Origin of the sequence: Rhodanobacter thiooxydans LCS2 (assembly GCF_000264375.1) — a bacterium.
Taxonomy (GTDB): domain Bacteria; phylum Pseudomonadota; class Gammaproteobacteria; order Xanthomonadales; family Rhodanobacteraceae; genus Rhodanobacter; species Rhodanobacter thiooxydans.
The window spans coordinates 1-16300 of sequence record NZ_AJXW01000037.1; the positions used below are offsets into that span (position 1 = coordinate 1).

At 68.9% G+C, this 16300-nt stretch carries 12 protein-coding genes; 9 read left to right on the plus strand and 3 right to left on the minus strand.

The annotated features are described in order from the left end of the window. Positions 1-984, plus strand: a 984-nt coding sequence (locus tag UUA_RS07405; RefSeq protein ID WP_008435555.1) for a LysR substrate-binding domain-containing protein, incomplete at its 5' end; no start/stop codon positions are given. 133 nt (positions 985-1117) lie between these two features. Here UUA_RS07405 and UUA_RS07410 read toward each other — a convergent pair. Genes UUA_RS07410 through UUA_RS07420 form a run of 3 tightly spaced genes read right to left on the minus strand, consistent with a single transcriptional unit; the run spans position 1118 to position 5344 of the window. Next, a complete protein-coding gene (locus UUA_RS07410) occupies positions 1118-1840 on the minus strand; it encodes a phosphoadenylyl-sulfate reductase (RefSeq protein ID WP_008435556.1) in 723 nt (240 codons plus the stop codon). After that, positions 1837-3537 carry an assimilatory sulfite reductase (NADPH) hemoprotein subunit gene (gene cysI / locus UUA_RS07415; protein ID WP_039953690.1) on the minus strand — a complete coding sequence of 567 codons (1701 nt, stop codon included), beginning with the start codon at positions 3535-3537 and terminating at the stop codon, positions 1837-1839. The genes UUA_RS07410 and cysI overlap by 4 nt, the downstream gene beginning before the upstream one ends. Before the next feature lies 1 nt (position 3538). Beyond that, positions 3539-5344 carry an assimilatory sulfite reductase (NADPH) flavoprotein subunit gene (locus UUA_RS07420; RefSeq protein ID WP_008435559.1) on the minus strand — a complete coding sequence of 602 codons (1806 nt, stop codon included), beginning with the start codon at positions 5342-5344 and terminating at the stop codon, positions 3539-3541. Positions 5345-5514: 170 nt separating this feature from the next. Between UUA_RS07420 and UUA_RS07425 the strand changes: the two genes are divergently transcribed. The 8 genes from UUA_RS07425 to UUA_RS07460 all read left to right on the plus strand — a co-directional run bounded on the left by UUA_RS07425 (position 5515) and on the right by UUA_RS07460 (position 16270). Further along, positions 5515-6267: a sulfite exporter TauE/SafE family protein gene (locus UUA_RS07425; RefSeq protein WP_008435562.1), complete on the plus strand. Its 753-nt coding sequence runs from the start codon at positions 5515-5517 to the stop codon at positions 6265-6267. Positions 6268-6301: 34 nt separating this feature from the next. Further along, complete coding sequence (locus UUA_RS07430) at positions 6302-7495, plus strand: cupin domain-containing protein (RefSeq protein WP_008435563.1); 1194 nt, start codon at positions 6302-6304, stop codon at positions 7493-7495. Continuing rightward, positions 7492-8442 (plus strand): GNAT family N-acetyltransferase, encoded by a 951-nt coding sequence (locus tag UUA_RS07435; protein ID WP_008435564.1) that lies wholly within the window; start codon positions 7492-7494, stop codon positions 8440-8442. The genes UUA_RS07430 and UUA_RS07435 overlap by 4 nt, the downstream gene beginning before the upstream one ends. 292 nt (positions 8443-8734) lie before the next feature. Then, complete coding sequence (locus tag UUA_RS07440; protein ID WP_008435566.1) at positions 8735-11575, plus strand: 2-oxoglutarate dehydrogenase E1 component; 2841 nt, start codon at positions 8735-8737, stop codon at positions 11573-11575. Positions 11576-11659: 84 nt separating this feature from the next. Beyond that, a complete protein-coding gene (odhB, locus tag UUA_RS07445; RefSeq protein ID WP_008435568.1) occupies positions 11660-12865 on the plus strand; it encodes a 2-oxoglutarate dehydrogenase complex dihydrolipoyllysine-residue succinyltransferase in 1206 nt (401 codons plus the stop codon). Positions 12866-13007: 142 nt separating this feature from the next. After that, positions 13008-14432: a dihydrolipoyl dehydrogenase gene (gene lpdA, locus UUA_RS07450; RefSeq protein ID WP_008435570.1), complete on the plus strand. Its 1425-nt coding sequence runs from the start codon at positions 13008-13010 to the stop codon at positions 14430-14432. 225 nt (positions 14433-14657) lie between these two features. Further along, a complete protein-coding gene (locus UUA_RS07455; RefSeq protein ID WP_008435571.1) occupies positions 14658-15254 on the plus strand; it encodes an LOG family protein in 597 nt (198 codons plus the stop codon). Between the two features lie 17 nt (positions 15255-15271). After that, positions 15272-16270 carry a YhdH/YhfP family quinone oxidoreductase gene (locus UUA_RS07460; protein ID WP_039953695.1) on the plus strand — a complete coding sequence of 333 codons (999 nt, stop codon included), beginning with the start codon at positions 15272-15274 and terminating at the stop codon, positions 16268-16270. Positions 16271-16300 lie beyond the last annotated feature (30 nt).

A 16300-nucleotide genomic window follows, 5' to 3' on the forward strand; every position in this document is an offset into this window, starting at 1 on the left:
CAACTGCGCTATCTGGTAGCCATCGCCGATTCCGGCCTCAACATCACCCTGGCCGCCGCGCGCGTCCATGCCACCCAGCCCGGCCTGAGCAAACGGCTCAAGCAGCTTGAGGACGAGCTGGGTTTCCAGCTGTTCGTGCGCAAGGGCAAGAGCCTGGACGCGGTGACCCACGCCGGCCAGCACGTGCTGGAACGCGCCCGCATCATCCTCGCCGAAACGGTCAACATCCGCGCGATCGCCGCCAACCTGCGCAACGAGGCGCGCGGCGAACTGCGCATCGCCACCACCCACACCCAGGCCCGCTTCGCCCTGCCCGCCGCGATCGGCGCGCTGAGCCGGAGCTATCCGCAGGTCAGCGTGCACCTGCAGCCGGGCCGCGACAGCGAAGTACTGGCTCAGCTGGAGGCCGGCCGCGTCGACCTGGCGGTGATCAGCACCGCCGGCGCGCCCCCGGCCACGGGCATCGCGCTGCCGGCCTACCGCTGGCACCGGGTAATCGTGGTACCGCAAGGACATCCGCTGGGCGCGGGCGGGCAACCGCCCACGCTCGACCAACTGGCCGCGTTGCCGCTGGTCAGCTACGACTCCTCGCTGAAGCCCGACTCGTCGCTGCGCCGTGCGTTCGAAGCCGTCGACCTGCATCCGCAGATCGCGATGACCGCCGGCGACGCCGACCTGATCAAGACCTACGTGCGCGCGGGCCTGGGCATCGGCGTGCTGGCCGAGATGGCGATGCTGGAAAGCGACACCGACCTGCGCGCGCTGCCGGCCGACCATCTGTTTCCCCAGTGCACGACCTGGATCGTGCTGCGCCGTGAAAGCGTGCTGCGCGAATACGTGCTGGAGTTCATCGCGCAGTTCGCGCCGCACCTGGATCGCCGCGACGTGGTGCGCGCCCTCGCCGCCGACGCCGCGGCAACCGAGTGGCCAGCCGTGCCGCACTGGCGGGAGCGCCCGACCTCCACGCCGCCAGACGCCGCCTGAACCGGCGCGTGTCACGTAGGGCGGGCACCCCCCGCCGCCCTTTCGGCAGCTTTCGACGAAGTGCGGGGAGAGCGGCGGGCGGTGCCCACCCTACGGCCTTAAGCCGGCCTTGGGGGAATGGCGCGGAGAGAACCTACGCGATGCTGTGCAATCCGCATTCGCGCTTGAGCCCGAAGAAGCGGGTGTCCTCGGCGTCCATGCCCGGCTCCCAGCGACGGGTGGTGTGGCTGTCGCCGATCGAGACATAGCCCTGCTGCCATAGCGGGTGGTACGGCAGGCCGTGGCGTGCGAGGTACTGGCCGATGTCGCGGTCGCTCCAGTCGGCCAGCGGGTAAAATTTCCAGTGGTCCTGGCGGTGCTCGGCGAAAGCGATCGCCGCCCGGCTGCGCGACTGCCCGCGGCGCAGGCCGGCGAACCATCCGACGGCGTGCAGTTCGGCCAGCGCACGCTGCATCGGCTCGACCTTGCGCAGCCGGTTGTAGTGGTCCAGCCCGGTCACGCCCTGCTCCCACAGTCGCCCGTGGCGCGCTTCCATCCAGGCGGGGCTGAGCGGTGCGCTGTAGACCTTGAGGTTCAGCGCGAGCCGTTCGGTCAGTTCGTCGACGAAACGGTACGTCTCGGGGAACAGGTAGCCGGTGTCGATCAGCACCACCGGAATGTCCGGCCGCTGGCGGGTCACGAGGTGCAGCGACACCGCCGACTGCGCGCCGAAGCTGGACGACAGCACGTGCTCGCCGGCGATATGTTCCAGCGCCCACGCCACCCGGCGCTCGGCACTGAACCGGGACAGCATGGCGTTCAGTTCGGCCAGCGCCCGCGGCTCGTGCGGCGCCTGTTCGAACAGCGCGGCGCTCATGCCACCAGCTCCGAGGGAATGCGCCGCGACGGCAGCGGCACAAGAATGCCGCCGCGCAGCAAGAAATCGCCGAAGCCCTCGCCGTCCGCACGTTCGGCGGCGTAGCGCGCGAACAGCGGATCGAGCGCGGCGAGGATCGCCGCTTCATCCACGTTCTCGCGCCAGACCTGGTTCAGCCGCTGGCCGCTGAAGTCGGCGCCCAGGCGCAGGTCGTAGCGGCCCGGCCCGCGGCCGACCAGCGCGATCTCGCCCAGGTACGGCCGCGAGCAGCCATTCGGGCAACCAGACAGGCGCAGCAGGATCGGCGCGTCGGCGAGGCCGTGCCGATCGAGCAACGCCTCCAGCTTCGGCAGCAGCGCCGGCAGGTAGCGCTCGCTTTCAGCCATCGCCAGCCCGCAGGTGGGCAGCGCCACGCAGGCGATCGCGTGGCGGCGGATCGCGCTCTGCTTGCGGTAGCCGTCCAGCCCATGCTCGCGCACGATCGCGTCGATGCGCCCGCGCTCGTCCGTCGCGACGTTCGCCACGATCACGTTCTGGTTGCAGGTCAGGCGAAAATCGCCGGTATGCGCCTTCGCCAGCTCGCGCAGGCCGCTGAGCCAGCGCCGTTCGCCCACGTCGGCGAGCCGGCCCGATTCGATGTGCAGGGTGAGATGCCAGCGGCCGTCGTGGCCTTCGACCCAGCCGTAGCGGTCGCCGTTGTGTTCGAAGCGGTACGCGCGCGGCGCGGCCAGCGCGTAGCCCAGGCGCGCCTCCAGCTCGGCCTTGAATGCGTCGAGGCCGCGCCGGTCGAGCGTGTATTTCAGCCGTGCGTGCTGGCGTTCGGTGCGATCGCCCCAGTCGCGCTGGATGCCGATCACCGCCTCGGCCACGCCGAACAATTGTTCCGGCGTGGCGAAGCCGATCACGCTGGCCAGCCGCGGGTAGGTGCTGGCGTCGCCATGGGTGGCGCCCATGCCGCCGCCGACGGCAAGGTTGAAGCCGCGCAGCGTGCCCTGCTCGACGATTGCGATCAGGCCCAGATCCTGCGCGAACACGTCGATGTCGTTGAGCGGCGGAATCGCCAGGCCGATCTTGAACTTGCGCGGCAGGTAGGTGGCGCCGTACAGCGGCTCGCTCTCTTCCACGGGATCGCCGTGCAGCTTCTCGCCGTCCAGCCAGATCTCGTGATAGGCGCGCGTCTTCGGTGCCAGTTCAGTCGAGAGCCGCGTGGCCCAGGCATACGCCTCGGCATGCGCGGCCGATTCCACCGGGTTCGCCGTGCTCACCACGTTGCGCACCACGTCGCCGCAGGCGGCGATGGTGGTGGCCAGCGCCTCATGGATCGCCGCGATGGTCGGCTTCAGCTTGCGCTTGATGATGCCGTGCCACTGGAAGGTTTGTCGCGTGGTGATGCGCAGCGTGCCGCTGGCATGCTCGCGGGCGATGCGGTCGAACACCAGCCACTGCGCCGGCGTCACCACGCCACTGGGCAGGCGCGCGCGCAGCATGAAGGCGTAGGCCGGTTCCAGTTTCTGCTTGCGGCGCTCCTCGCGCAGGTCGCGGTCGTCCTGCTGGTAGCTGCCGTGGAACTTCAGCAGCTTGTTGTCGTCGTCGCCGATCGCGCCGGTGACCGGGTCGGCCAGGCCCTCGGCGATCGTGCCGCGCAAGTGGCGGCTGGCTGACTTGATGTGTTCGAGATGAGAGGGTTTCGTACTCATATCAATAAACATCGCGGGCGTAGCGGCCCTGTTGCAGAAGTTCGCCGAGCCAGGCGTTCGCTTCGTCGGGCGACTGGTTGCCATGGGCCACGATCACGTCGACCAGTGCGGCGTGCACGTCGCGGGCCATGTGTTTCGCATCGCCGCAGACATAGAGATGCGCGCCGTTCTTCAGCCACGCATGCAGTTCGGCGCCGTGCTCATGCAGGCGATCCTGTACATAGGTTTTGTGTTCCGCGTCCCGCGAGAACGCCAGGTCGAGCCGGTGCAGCGAACCGTCCTGCAACGCCTGCTGCCACTCCACCTGATAGAGGAAATCGCTGGCAAAGTGGCGGTTGCCGAAGAACAGCCAGTTGCGGCCCGTGGCACCGCTTTCGCGCCGTTCCTGCAGGAACGCGCGGAACGGCGCCACCCCGGTGCCCGGCCCGATCATGATGATGTCGCGCGAACCGTCGGCCGGCAGGCGGAAGCGCTCGTTCGACTCGATGAATACCGGCAGCTTGCTGTCCTCGTCGGTCGCGGCAAGCAACGAGGAGGCGGCGCCCCAGTGCGTGCTGCCGTGCGCTTGGTAATCCACCACGGCCACGGTCAGGTGCACCTCCTCGCCCACCGCCTTCGTGCTGGAGGCAATCGAGTACAGCCGCGGCGCCAGTGGCCGCAGCGTCGCGAGCAGCGTCTCGGGTTGCCATGTCGCCGGGTAGCGGCGCAGCAGGTCGATCGGCTGCTCGTCGGCCAGCACCGCCGCGAACTGCGCCGATTGCTCCGGCTGCAGCAGCCGGGCCAGTTCGTCGTGGCCGCCGGCGGTCGCCAGCGCACTGATGAAGCCGCGGTGCAGCCGGGTGATCTCGCGCTCGCGGCCCAGCCACTGCCGCAGCGGCAACGCGCGCTGCTGATGGGTCACCGGCTGCGCGCCGTCCAGCTGCAGTGCTTCCAGCCATTGCTCGACCAGTGCCGACGGATTGTGCGGCCACACGCCCAGCGCATCGCCCGGCTGGTAGTGCAGGCCGGAGCCTTCCAGCGACAGCTCGACATGGCGCACGTCGCGCGCGCTGTCGCGCGCCACGATGCGCTGGTTGGCCAGCACGGTCGCGGCGAACGGCTGTTCGCGCGACCAGGCGCTGCGGCTCGGCACCACGTGCAGCGGGGTCGCCCGCGCCGGCGCGCCGGCCTGCCGCAGCCGCTCCCGCGCCTGCTCCAGCGCCTGCTCCACCCACGGCGCGGCGACGGCCTCGATCTCCACGTCCGCTTCGCCGAAGGAAGCGAGGCGGCTGCCGCCCAGCTCGGCCAGGCGGGCGTCGAGCTGGCGCCCGATCGTGCAGAACTGCGGGTAGCTCGAATCGCCCAGCCCCAGCACGGCGAACTGCAGCGCGGGCAGTTTCGGCGCGCGTTTGCCGCTGATGAACTCGAACAGGCCGCGCGCGTCGTCTGGCGGCTCACCGTCGCCCTGGGTGCTGATCACCAGCAGCAGATGGCGCTCCTGCGCCAGCTCGCGCTGCGGGTAGGCATCGGCACGCAGTAGCCGCACCGGCAGGCCAGCTGCCTCGCCACGACTGGCCAGCTGCTCGGCGATGCGCTTCGCATTGCCGGTCTGGCTGCCATAGACGATCGTCAGCCGACTGGCCGGTTGCCCCGCCGGTGCGGGAGTCGCCACGCCGCCGCGTTGCACCTGCTCGGCCTGCGCCGCACTCCACGCGGCGATCCAGTACAGCTGGGCGGCAGTCAGGCTTTCCAGCTCCCAGGTCAGCCTGGCCAGCTTGTCCGCATCGAGGCTTGGCGCTGGAAGGTTCGGCACGACGACGGTATTCACGGTGACTCCATCTGGACGTCTATACTTCTCGACGTCCAAATTATTTTTTAACCGCAGGATCCGGAAAGGATATGTCGACATGTACTTATGCCGAGGGCTTATTTCCGCGCAATGAGCCCGTTCCCGATACTTGCTACACTTCCGTATCGCGCACGGATGCCCCACCGCCCATGCCACCGTTGTCCGAATTCCTCACCTTCGCCGCCGTGGGCGCACTCGCCCAGCTGGTCGATGGTGCGTTGGGTATGGCTTACGGCGTCGTCTCCGCGGCGATGCTGCTGGGGCTGGGCCTGCCGCCGGCAGTGGCCAGCGCGAGCGTGCATTACGCGGAGACTTTCACTTGCGGCGCCTCCGGCCTCAGCCATCTCGCGGCCGGCAACGTGCGACGACAGCTGTTCTGGACGCTGGCCATTCCCGGCGCCATCGGTGCGGTGATCGGCGCCTATGTGGTCATCCACGTCCCGGCCGACGGGATGCGGCTGGCGCTCACCATCTACATGCTGGGCATGGGCGTATTCCTGCTGTGGCGGGCGACCCGGCCCGACCGTGGCCACGACGACGTGGTGCCGCGCGCCACTCGCCCGCTGGGGCTGGTCGCCGGCTTTGCCGATGCCGTGGCCGGCGGCGGCTGGAGCGCGCTGACCGTGACTACTCTGGTCGCCCGCGGCGCCACGCCGCGCACGGTGATCGGCACCGTGCACCTGGCCAAGTGCGTGGTCAGCGCCGCCGCCAGCGTCAGCTTCCTGCTGCATCTTGGCGCCGCCCATGGCACGGCCGTGCTGGGCCTGATCGTTGGTGGTATGGCCGCCGCCCCGCTGGGCGCCCTGCTGGTCCGGCGCATGCCGGCCCGGGCCGCGACCCTGCTGGCCGCCACCGCCGTGCTCGCGCTGGGGCTCAGCAACGTGGTGAAGGCGTTGCACTGACGTCGCCGGCAGCGGTCACCGCTACAATGCGCGCATGACCAAGCCAGCCTCCTTTCCGATCGAAGTCCGCGGCTCCGCGAAGCAGCCGCTGGGCATGCCGCCTGCCCGCTTCCTGCGCGACTACTGGCAGAAGCGCCCGCTGCTGGTCCGCCACGCCTTCCCCGGCTTCCAGCCGCCGCTGCAGCCGGACGACCTGGCCGGCCTGGCCTGCGAGCCGACGGCGCTGGCGCGGCTGATCGTGCGCGACACGAAGCGCGACCGCTGGCAGGTCAAGTCCGGCCCGCTCGACGAAGCCGACTTCGCCCGCACGCCCGACCATGACTGGACCTTGCTGGTGCAGGACGTCGACAAGTGGGACGCGGACGTGGCGCAGCTGCTGGAGCACTTCCGCTTCCTGCCGAGCTGGCGGGTGGACGACGTGATGGTGTCCTACGCCGAGCCGGGCGGCGGGGTCGGCGCCCACATCGACCAGTACGATGTGTTCCTGATCCAGGGCCTGGGCCAGCGCCACTGGGCGATCAGCGACGATCCGCTGGCGCCGAAGGCGTTCCGCCACGACGTGGAACTGAAGCAGCTGGTGCAGTTCGAGCCGACCCACGAATGGCTGCTGGAACCGGGCGACATGCTGTACCTGCCGCCCGGCGTGCCGCACGACGGGGTAGCCTTCGGCGGACCGTGCATGACCTTCTCCGTCGGCATGCGCGCGCCGTCGCAGGCCGAGCTGACCGGCGACCTCGCCGACTACATCGCCGAACACCTGCCGGAGGAACTGCGCTACGCCGACCCGGACCTGAAGCCGGCCACCGCGGGCGGCGAGATCGACCGCGCCGCGATCGAGCGCCTGAAGGATGCGCTGCCGTTTGCCGCCGCCCTGCGCGACGACCTGCTGCGCGACTGGTTCGGCCGCTTCATCACCCGCTACCGCAGCGCACAGGCACCCGCTGCACCCGACAAGCGGCTGAGCGAGGCCGCGCTGGCCAGGCAGCTCGATGCCGGTGCGCGGCTGCTGCGCCATCCATGGTCGCGGCTGGCGTGGAGTCGCGGCAAGTCCGGCTGCACGTTGTACGCCAACGGCCAGGCCTATCCGGCCACGCCGGCGCTGGCGCAGCGGCTGTGCGAACAGCGCACGCTCAGCGTCGAGCGCAAGCCCGACGCCGTCGAACGCGCCCTGCTGCTGGCCCTGGTCAACGATGGTCACCTGCTGCCGCGCAAACACCGCCGCCGATGAAGCTGCAGGACTTCCACGTCGAGATCGCCGACTGGTCGCGCGCCGAGCAGCGCAGCGCCCTGCTCGACCTGCGCGAGGTGGTGTTCATCCGCGAACAGGGCGTGTCCGAACAGCGCGAGCGCGACGGGCTGGACGCGGACTGCTGGCACGTGCTGGCACGCGACGAGGCCGGCCAGCCGATCGGCTGCGGCCGGCTCACCCCGGCGCACAAGATCGGCCGCATGGCCGTGCTGCGGGAATGGCGCGGCCGCGGCGTCGGCGTGGTGCTGCTGCGTGAACTGGTGGCCCGCGCCCGCGCGCAGGGCTGGCCGGAAGTGGCGCTGGACGCCCAGGTCAGCGCGCTCGGTTTCTACCAGCGCGAGGGTTTCGTAGCGCACGGCGAGGAGTTCGAGGACGCCGGGCTGATGCACCGGGCGATGCGCCTGTCGCTGTCCGCAGCGGCGGAGGAAGCCGCCCCGCCGCGCGACATCGACGCGCTGCCGGCCGGCACCCGCAGCGAGACCGCCGCCGCCCGCCTGCAACTGCTGGCCGACGCACGCCACCAGCTGTCCATCCACCTGCCGCTGCTGGGCAGCGACAGCTACGCCAGCGCGGAAGAACTGGCCGAGCTGCGCCGCATCGCGACTTCCGGCCGCGGTGCGCTGATCCGTATCCTGCTGCACGATCCGGCCGCCGCCCTGCGCAACGACCACCGACTGGTCGCGCTGGCGCAGCGCCTGCCCAGCTCGATCCAGGTGCGCACACCGGTGGAGGAAGCCGACCGCGCCAGCATCTCGGCCTGCCTGCTCAACGATGCCGGCGGCTATCTGTTCCTGCCCGAGGCAGACCGCCCGCAGGGCCGCGCCGCGCGCCGCGACCGCGCCAGCCAGGCGCCGCTGCAGCAGCACTTCGACGAGCTGTGGGAGCGCGCCGAACGGGCCAGCGAGTTGCAGGCGCTGGGCCTTTAGCCGGGCCGGTCGAGCGGACGTTCAGCCGGCTGCCATGGCGCCGGACGCCGCAAATCGCGGGAAACCGCCGGGTGCGACAAAACACGCCTTAGACCATCGTCGGAGATGCCTGCCGAAAGGGCGTTCCCGGCAGCCCGCAGCTTGCCGCGTCGCAGCAGCCAAAGGCTATAATCGTCAGGATTCTCCCCAGCCATCCGTATGGGCGACCGGTCGGGCTTGAAAACCGGACGGAAGCCGCGACCTCAAAGGTCACACGGATGGCCGCAAGCCTCCCTTCCCTGCCGGTGGTGATGTGACTACAAACCTGATTCGCGAGTTCTTCGAATCCTCCCAACTCGCTGGCGGCAACGCCGATTACGTCGAATCCCTCTACGACACCTGGCTGGCCGACGCCTCGTCGGTACCGGCCGAATGGGCCAGTTACTTTGCCTCCTTCAAGGGCCGCGAAGCGGGAGACGTCTCCCACGCCGCGGCCATCGCGCGCATCGAGGCGGCGCAGAAGCGGCGCCACAACGGCGTCGCCGCCGTGCCGGTGAGCGACGAGCACGCGCGCAAGCAGGCCGGCGTGCTGCGCCTGCTCACCGCCTACCGCTCGCGCGGCCACCTCGCCGCCGACCTCGACCCGCTCGGCCTGACCGAGAAGATGCCGGCGCCGGACCTCGGCCTCGCCTTCCACGGCCTCGCCGACGCCGACCTCGACACCGAATTCGATACCGGCAACTACGCCGGCGGCGGCCAGCGCCTGAAACTGCGCGAGCTACTCGGCCGCCTGCAGAAGACCTACGCCAGCACCATCGGCGCCGAGTTCATGCACATCAGCAACCACGAGCAGCGCAACTGGATCTACAGCCGGCTCGAGCAGGCCACCGGCCGCAGCGGCCTGGACAAGGCCGGCAAGCAGCGCGTGCTGGACGGCCTCACCGCCGCCGAGGGCCTGGAGCGCTACCTGCACACCAAGTACGTCGGCCAGAAGCGCTTCTCGCTGGAAGGCGGCGACAGCCTGATCCCGATGCTCGACGACGTGGTGCGTGCCGCCGGCGACAACGGCATCAAGGAGCTGGTGATCGGCATGGCCCACCGCGGCCGCCTCAACGTGCTGGTCAACATCCTGGGCAAGCCGCCGAAGACGTTGTTCGACGAGTTCGAGGGCCGCTTCGACCACCCCGACGATCCGGCCCACTCCGGCGACGTGAAGTACCACATGGGCTTCTCCGCCGACGTCAAGACGCCCAAGGGCGGCGTGCACGTGGCGCTGGCGTTCAATCCCTCGCACCTGGAAATCGTCAACCCGGTGGTGACCGGCTCGGTGCATGCGCGCCAGACCCGTCGCCGCGACACCGCGCACACGCAGTCGATGGCCGTGCTGATCCACGGCGATGCCGCGCTGGCCGGCCAGGGCGTGAACATGGAACTGTTCAACATGTCGCAGGCGCGCGGCTTCAAGATCGGCGGCAGCCTGCACATCGTCATTAACAACCAGGTCGGCTTCACCACCTCCAACCCGCAGGACGCGCGCTCAACCATGTACTGCACCGACCTGGCCAAGATGGTCAATGCGCCGGTGCTGCATGTAAATGGCGACGACCCGGAGGCGGTGATCCTGGTGACCCGGCTTGCCTACGAGTTCCGCAAGCAGTTCCGCAAGGACGTGGTGATCGACTTGGTCTGCTACCGCCGCCACGGCCACAACGAGGCCGACGAGCCGGCGGCCACCCAGCCGGTGATGTACCAGATCATCAAGAAGCGCCCGACTGCGCGCGACCTGTACCAGCAGCAGCTGGTGAAGGAAGGCGTGCTCGCCGAGGGCGAGGCCGCCAAGCAGTTCGACGCCTACCGCGCACGCCTGGAAGCCGGCGCACCGATGACCGAGCTGGACCTGGCGCCCAAGCGCGACGGCCACGTCGACTGGGCCCGCTTCCTCGGTGGCAAGCTGTCGATGCCGGCCGACACCACGGTGCCGAAGCCGAAGCTGCTGGAGCTGGCCGGCAAGATCCTCACCGTGCCGGCCGACGTCACTCTGCAGGCGCGCGTGGCGAAGATCTACGACGACCGCCGCAAGATGGCCGCAGGCGAGCTGCCGGCCGACTGGGGCTTCGCCGAGAACCTCGCCTACGCCACCCTGGTCGAGGACGGCTACGACATGCGCCTGGTCGGCCAGGACTCCGGCCGCGGCACCTTCTTCCACCGCCATGCGGTGCTGCACGACCAGAAGGACGGTCACACCTGGATGCCGCTGGCCACCGTGCGCGGGGGCGCCGACGTCGAGGTGATCGACTCGCTGCTCAGCGAGGAAGCGGTGATGGCGTTCGAGTACGGCCACTCCACCACCGACCCCGACACGCTCAACATCTGGGAAGCCCAGTTCGGCGACTTCGCCAACGGCGCACAGGTGGTGATCGATCAGTTCATCAGCTCCGGCGAGGCGAAGTGGAACCGCCTGTGTGGCCTGGTGCTGCTGCTGCCACACGGCTACGAAGGCCAGGGCCCGGAGCACTCCTCCGCGCGCCTGGAGCGCTTCCTGCAGCTGTGCGCGATGGACAACATGCAGGTCTGCGTGCCGACCACGCCGGCGCAGGATTTCCACATGATCCGCCGGCAGATGCTGCGCGCGGCGCGCAAGCCGCTGATCGTGATGACGCCGAAGTCGCTGCTGCGCCACAAGCTGGCGGTATCCACGCTGGACGAGCTGGCCAACGGCAGCTTCCAGCTGGTGATCGGCGAGCATCGTGAGCTGCCCGCGAAGAAGGTCAAGCGCGTGGTGCTGTGTTCCGGCAAGGTCTACTACGACCTGCTGGAGGAAGCGGAGAAGCGCGGGCTGGCCGACGTGGCGATCGCGCGCGTCGAGCAGCTGTACCCGTTCCCGCGCGAGGAAGTGACGGCAGAACTGGACAAATATCCTTCCGCCAAGGAAGTAATCTGGTGCCAGGAGGAACCGATGAACCAGGGCGCCTGGTTCCAGATCCGCCACCACCTGCAGGCTTGCATCGGCAGCAAGCACAGTCTCTCCTACGCGGGGCGTGCGCGCTCGCCGGCACCAGCCGCCGGCCACCACAACACCCACGTTGCGGAACAGACGGCGCTCGTCGAGCAGGCGCTGGCCGCCCCGGTGGGCACCGACCACGCCGCGGAATAAAGCAGCTGCCCTGAACAGTGCGGCCAGGATGGCCGCTTCTTGATCTCCGCGATCATGGATGAGCGCACCAACTCAAGGATTCCCATGTCCATCGAACTCAAAGTCCCCGTCCTGCCCGAGTCCGTCTCCGACGCCACCATCGCCAGCTGGCACAAGCAGGCCGGCGACGCGGTGAAGCGCGACGAGAACCTGGTCGACCTCGAAACCGACAAGGTGGTGCTGGAGGTGCCTTCGCCGGTCGACGGCGTGCTGAAGGAAATCCGCCACCAGGTCGGCGACACGGTGAACAGCGAGCAGATCATCGCGATCATCGAGGAAGGCGCCGTGGCCGCCGCGCCGGCACCGGCACCGGCAGCGGCTGCCGCCGCTCCGGCCCCGGCCGCCGCAGCTCCCGCCCCGGCCGCGCCGAAGGCCGCCGCCACGCTTTCGCCCGCCGCGCAGCGCGTCGCCACCGAGAACAAGGTCGACACCTCCACCGTCGCCGGCACTGGCCGCGACGGCCGCATCATCAAGGAAGACGTGGTCAACGCCGGTTCGCGCCCTGCCGCAGTCCCCGCCGCCGCACCGGCAGCGAAGCCGACCCCGGGCGCGCGCCCGGAAGAGCGCGTGCCGATGACCCGCATGCGCGCGCGCATCGCCGAACGCCTGATGCAGTCGAAGAACTCGATCGCCATGCTCACCTCGTTCAACGAAGTGAACCTGGCCGAGGTGGTGAAGATGCGCAAGGCGCTGGGCGACGCGTTCCAGAAGGAACACGGCATCAAGCTCGGCTTCATGAGCTTCTTCGTCAAGGCCGCCGCCGAGGCGCTCAAGCGCTACCCGTACGTCAACGCCTCGGTCGACGGCAACGACGTGATCTACCACGGCTACCAGGACATCTCGATCGCGGTGTCCACCGACAAGGGCCTGGTCACGCCGGTGCTGCGCGACGTGCAGGACATGAGCTTCGCCGACGTCGAGAAGGCCATTGCCGATTACGCCACCAAGGCGCGCAACAACAAGCTCACCCTGGACGACCTGCAGGGCGGCACCTTCACCATCACCAACGGCGGCACCTTCGGCTCGCTGTTCTCCACCCCGATCGTCAACCCGCCGCAGAGCGCCATCCTCGGCATGCACACGATCAAGGAACGCGCCATCGTCGAGAACGGCCAGATCATCGCCGCGCCGATGATGTACATCGCGATCAGCTACGACCATCGCATCATCGACGGCAAGGACGCGGTGCTGTTCCTGGTCGACATCAAGAACCAGCTGGAGAATCCGCAGCGCATGCTGCTGGGCCTGTAACCGCCTGAGCCCCTCTCCCGCGGGGAGAGGGGCCGGGGTGAGGGTCCGCTGATACCACAACGCCTCACCCCATCCGAACCCTCATCCGGCGCTTCGCGCCACCTTCTCCCGGCGGGAGAAGGAAAGAGCAAAGAGGAAAACCATGAGCGACAAATTCGACGTCATCATCATCGGTGCTGGCCCGGCCGGCTACGTGGCCGCGATCCGCGCCGCGCAGCTGGGCCTGAAGACCGCCTGCGTGGACGCCTTCACCGGCAAGGACGGCAAGCAGGCACTGGGCGGCACCTGCCTCAACGTGGGCTGCATCCCGTCCAAGGCGCTGCTGGATTCCTCGCGGCAGTACTGGAACATTGCGCACAACCTGCCGGCGCACGGCATCAGCGTCGACAATCCGAAGGTCGACATGGCCACCTTCATCGGCCGCAAGGACAAGATCGTCAAGCAGTTCACCGGCGGCATCGGCCAGCTGTTCAAGGCGAACAAGGTCACCCCGTACTTCGGCACCGGCAAGCTGCTGAAGGGCAACAGCGTCGAGGTCACCGCCGCCGACGGCAGCAAGCAGACGATCAGCGCCACCAACGTGATCCTCGCCTCGGGTTCCATTCCGATCGAACTGCCGTTCGCGAAGTTCGACGGCAAGACCATCGTCGACAACGCCGGCGCGCTGGACTTCACCGCAGTGCCGAAGCGCCTGGGCGTGATCGGCGCCGGCGTGATCGGCCTCGAACTCGGCAGCGTGTGGCGCCGCATGGGCGCGGAAGTGACGATCATCGAGGCGCTGCCGGACTTCCTCTCGGTGGCCGATGCCGACATCGCCAAGATTGCGGCGAAGGAGTTCGCCAAGCAGGGCCTGGACATCAAGCTCGACGCCAAGCTCAACAAGGCCGAGGTGAAGAAAGACGGCGTGCACCTCACCTACACCGACAAGAGCGGCGAGCAGAAGCTCGTCGTCGACAAGCTGCTGGTAGCCGTGGGCCGCCGCGCCTACACCAAGGACCTGCTAGCCGACGACACCGGCGTGAAGCTGGACGAGCGCGGCCGCATCCTGGTCGACGAGCACTGCCACACCGGCGTGGACGGCGTGTGGGCGATCGGCGACGCGGTGCGCGGCCCGATGCTGGCGCACAAGGGTTCCGAGGAGGGCGTGGCGGTGGCCGAGTGGATCGCCGGCAAGGCCGGCCACGTCAACTACGACACCATCCCGTTCGTGATCTACACCGAGCCGGAAGTGGCCTGGGCCGGCAAGACCGAGAAGGAACTGAAGGACGCCGGCATCCCGTACAGGGTCGGCACCTTCCCGTTCGCCGCCATCGGCCGCGCCGTGGCGATGAACGAGGCGGTGGGCCAGGTGAAGATGCTTGCCCACGCCGAGACCGACCGCATCCTCGGCGTGCACATGGTCGGCCCGGGCGTGTCCGAGCTGATCGCCGAGTGCGTGGTGGCGATGGAGTTCAAGGGTTCGTCGGAGGATCTGGCGCGCATCGTCCACGCGCACCCGACCTTGTCCGAGGCCGTGCACGAGGCCGCGTTGTCGGTCGACAAGCGCGCCATCCACAAGGGCAACTGAGGTCAGGATGGCCTCATCCCGGACAGCACATGGATGTGCGTCGATCCGGGATCCAGAGAGCCCCCGGCCAGGTACAACGGTCCGCTCGTGGCAACATGGGCGGGCCGTTTCGTCTGCCATCACCCGTAGGAGCCCGCTTGCGGGCGATGCTTTGAAAGCCGGGATTCGGAATTCGGGATGGCAAAAGCATCGCCCGCAAGCGGGCTCCTACAAAAAGGAACACGCATGCCACAACCCACCGCCATCTGCGTCTACTGCGGCTCCAACAGCGGCCGGCATCCCGAATACGCCGAACAGGCCCACGCCTTTGGCACCGAAATGGCCCGGCGCGGCATCGCGCTGATCTATGGAGGCGGCAACGTCGGCCTGATGGGTGTGGTGGCCGACGCGGTGCTGGCCGGTGGCGGCAGGGTGGTTGGCGTGATTCCGCGCCAGCTGGTGGAACTGGAAGTGGCCCACCCTGGCCTCACCGAACTGGTGGTGGTCGAGACCATGCACCAGCGCAAGACGCGCATGTACGAACTGTCAGACGCCTTCGTCGCCCTGCCCGGCGGCTTCGGCACCATGGACGAGATGTTCGAGATGCTGACCTGGGCCCAGCTCGGCCTGCACCGCTACCCCTGCGCCTTCCTCGATGTGCGCGGCTACTACCGCGACCTGCGCACGCTGATGGAGCACATGGTCGACGAGGCCTTCGTGAAGGCGGCGCAGCGCGACAGCATATGGTTCGGCGACGACATCGCCGCGTTGTTCGACTGGATGCGGGACTACGAAGGCAGCTACACGCCCAAGTGGATTTCCTCCCGCAGCGTCCACGCCTGATTCTGCAGGAGGTCGAGATGCCCCGTTTCCGTGCTTTCCGCATCCACAACGACGGCGCCGGCTACCGCGCCAACATCGACACCATGGACACCAGCGCGCTGTCGTCCGGCGAAGTGCTGGTCGAGGTCGCGTATTCCTCGGTCAACTACAAGGATGCGCTGGCCGGCACCGGCAAGGGCCGCATCCTGCGCCAGTACCCGCTCAACGGCGGCATCGACGTGGCCGGCCACGTGGTCGCCTCCACCGACCCCGCCTTCAAGGAAGGCGACGCCGTGTTGTGCACCGGCAGCGGGCTGTCCGAGACGCGCGACGGCGGCTACGGCGGGTACGCGCGCCTCGACGCACGCTGGACGATCCCGCTGCCGGCCGGCTTGAGTCTGCGCGAAAGCATGATCATCGGCACCGCCGGATTCACCGCCGCACTGGCCCTGCTGCGCATGCAGGACAACCGGCAGTCGCCGACGCTGGGCCCGATCGCGGTGACCGGCGCGAGCGGTGGCGTCGGCATGCTGGCGATCGACATCTTCAGCCGCGCCGGTTACGAGGTGCATGCGATCAGCGGCAAGGCCGACCACTTCGACTTCCTGCGCGGCCTCGGCGCCAGCGCGTGCATCGACCGCCACCAGTTCGCCTTCAGCGGCAAGCCGATGGACTCCGCCCGCTTCGGCGGCGCGCTGGACAACGTCGGCGGCAGCATGCTCGGCGGCCTGTTGCCGCTGATCGCGCCGTACGGCAACGTGGCGATCTGCGGTAACGCCGGCGGCATCGCCATCGACAGCACGGTGATGCCGTTCATCATCCGCGGCGTGAGCCTGCTCGGGATCGCCTCGGCTGGCACCGCCCGCCATCTGCGCGACCGGATCTGGCAACACCTTGCCGGCGACTGGAAGCCGCGGCACCTGGAGCGCATCGTCACCCGCGAGACGAGCCTCGAGGAGCTGCCCGAGGTGTTTGCGCACATGCTCGCGGGCGAGTCGTTCGGTCGCACCCTGGTGCACGTCGACGGTGCCGTTTGACGAAACCGCGCTTGGAAGTCACGCCACCAC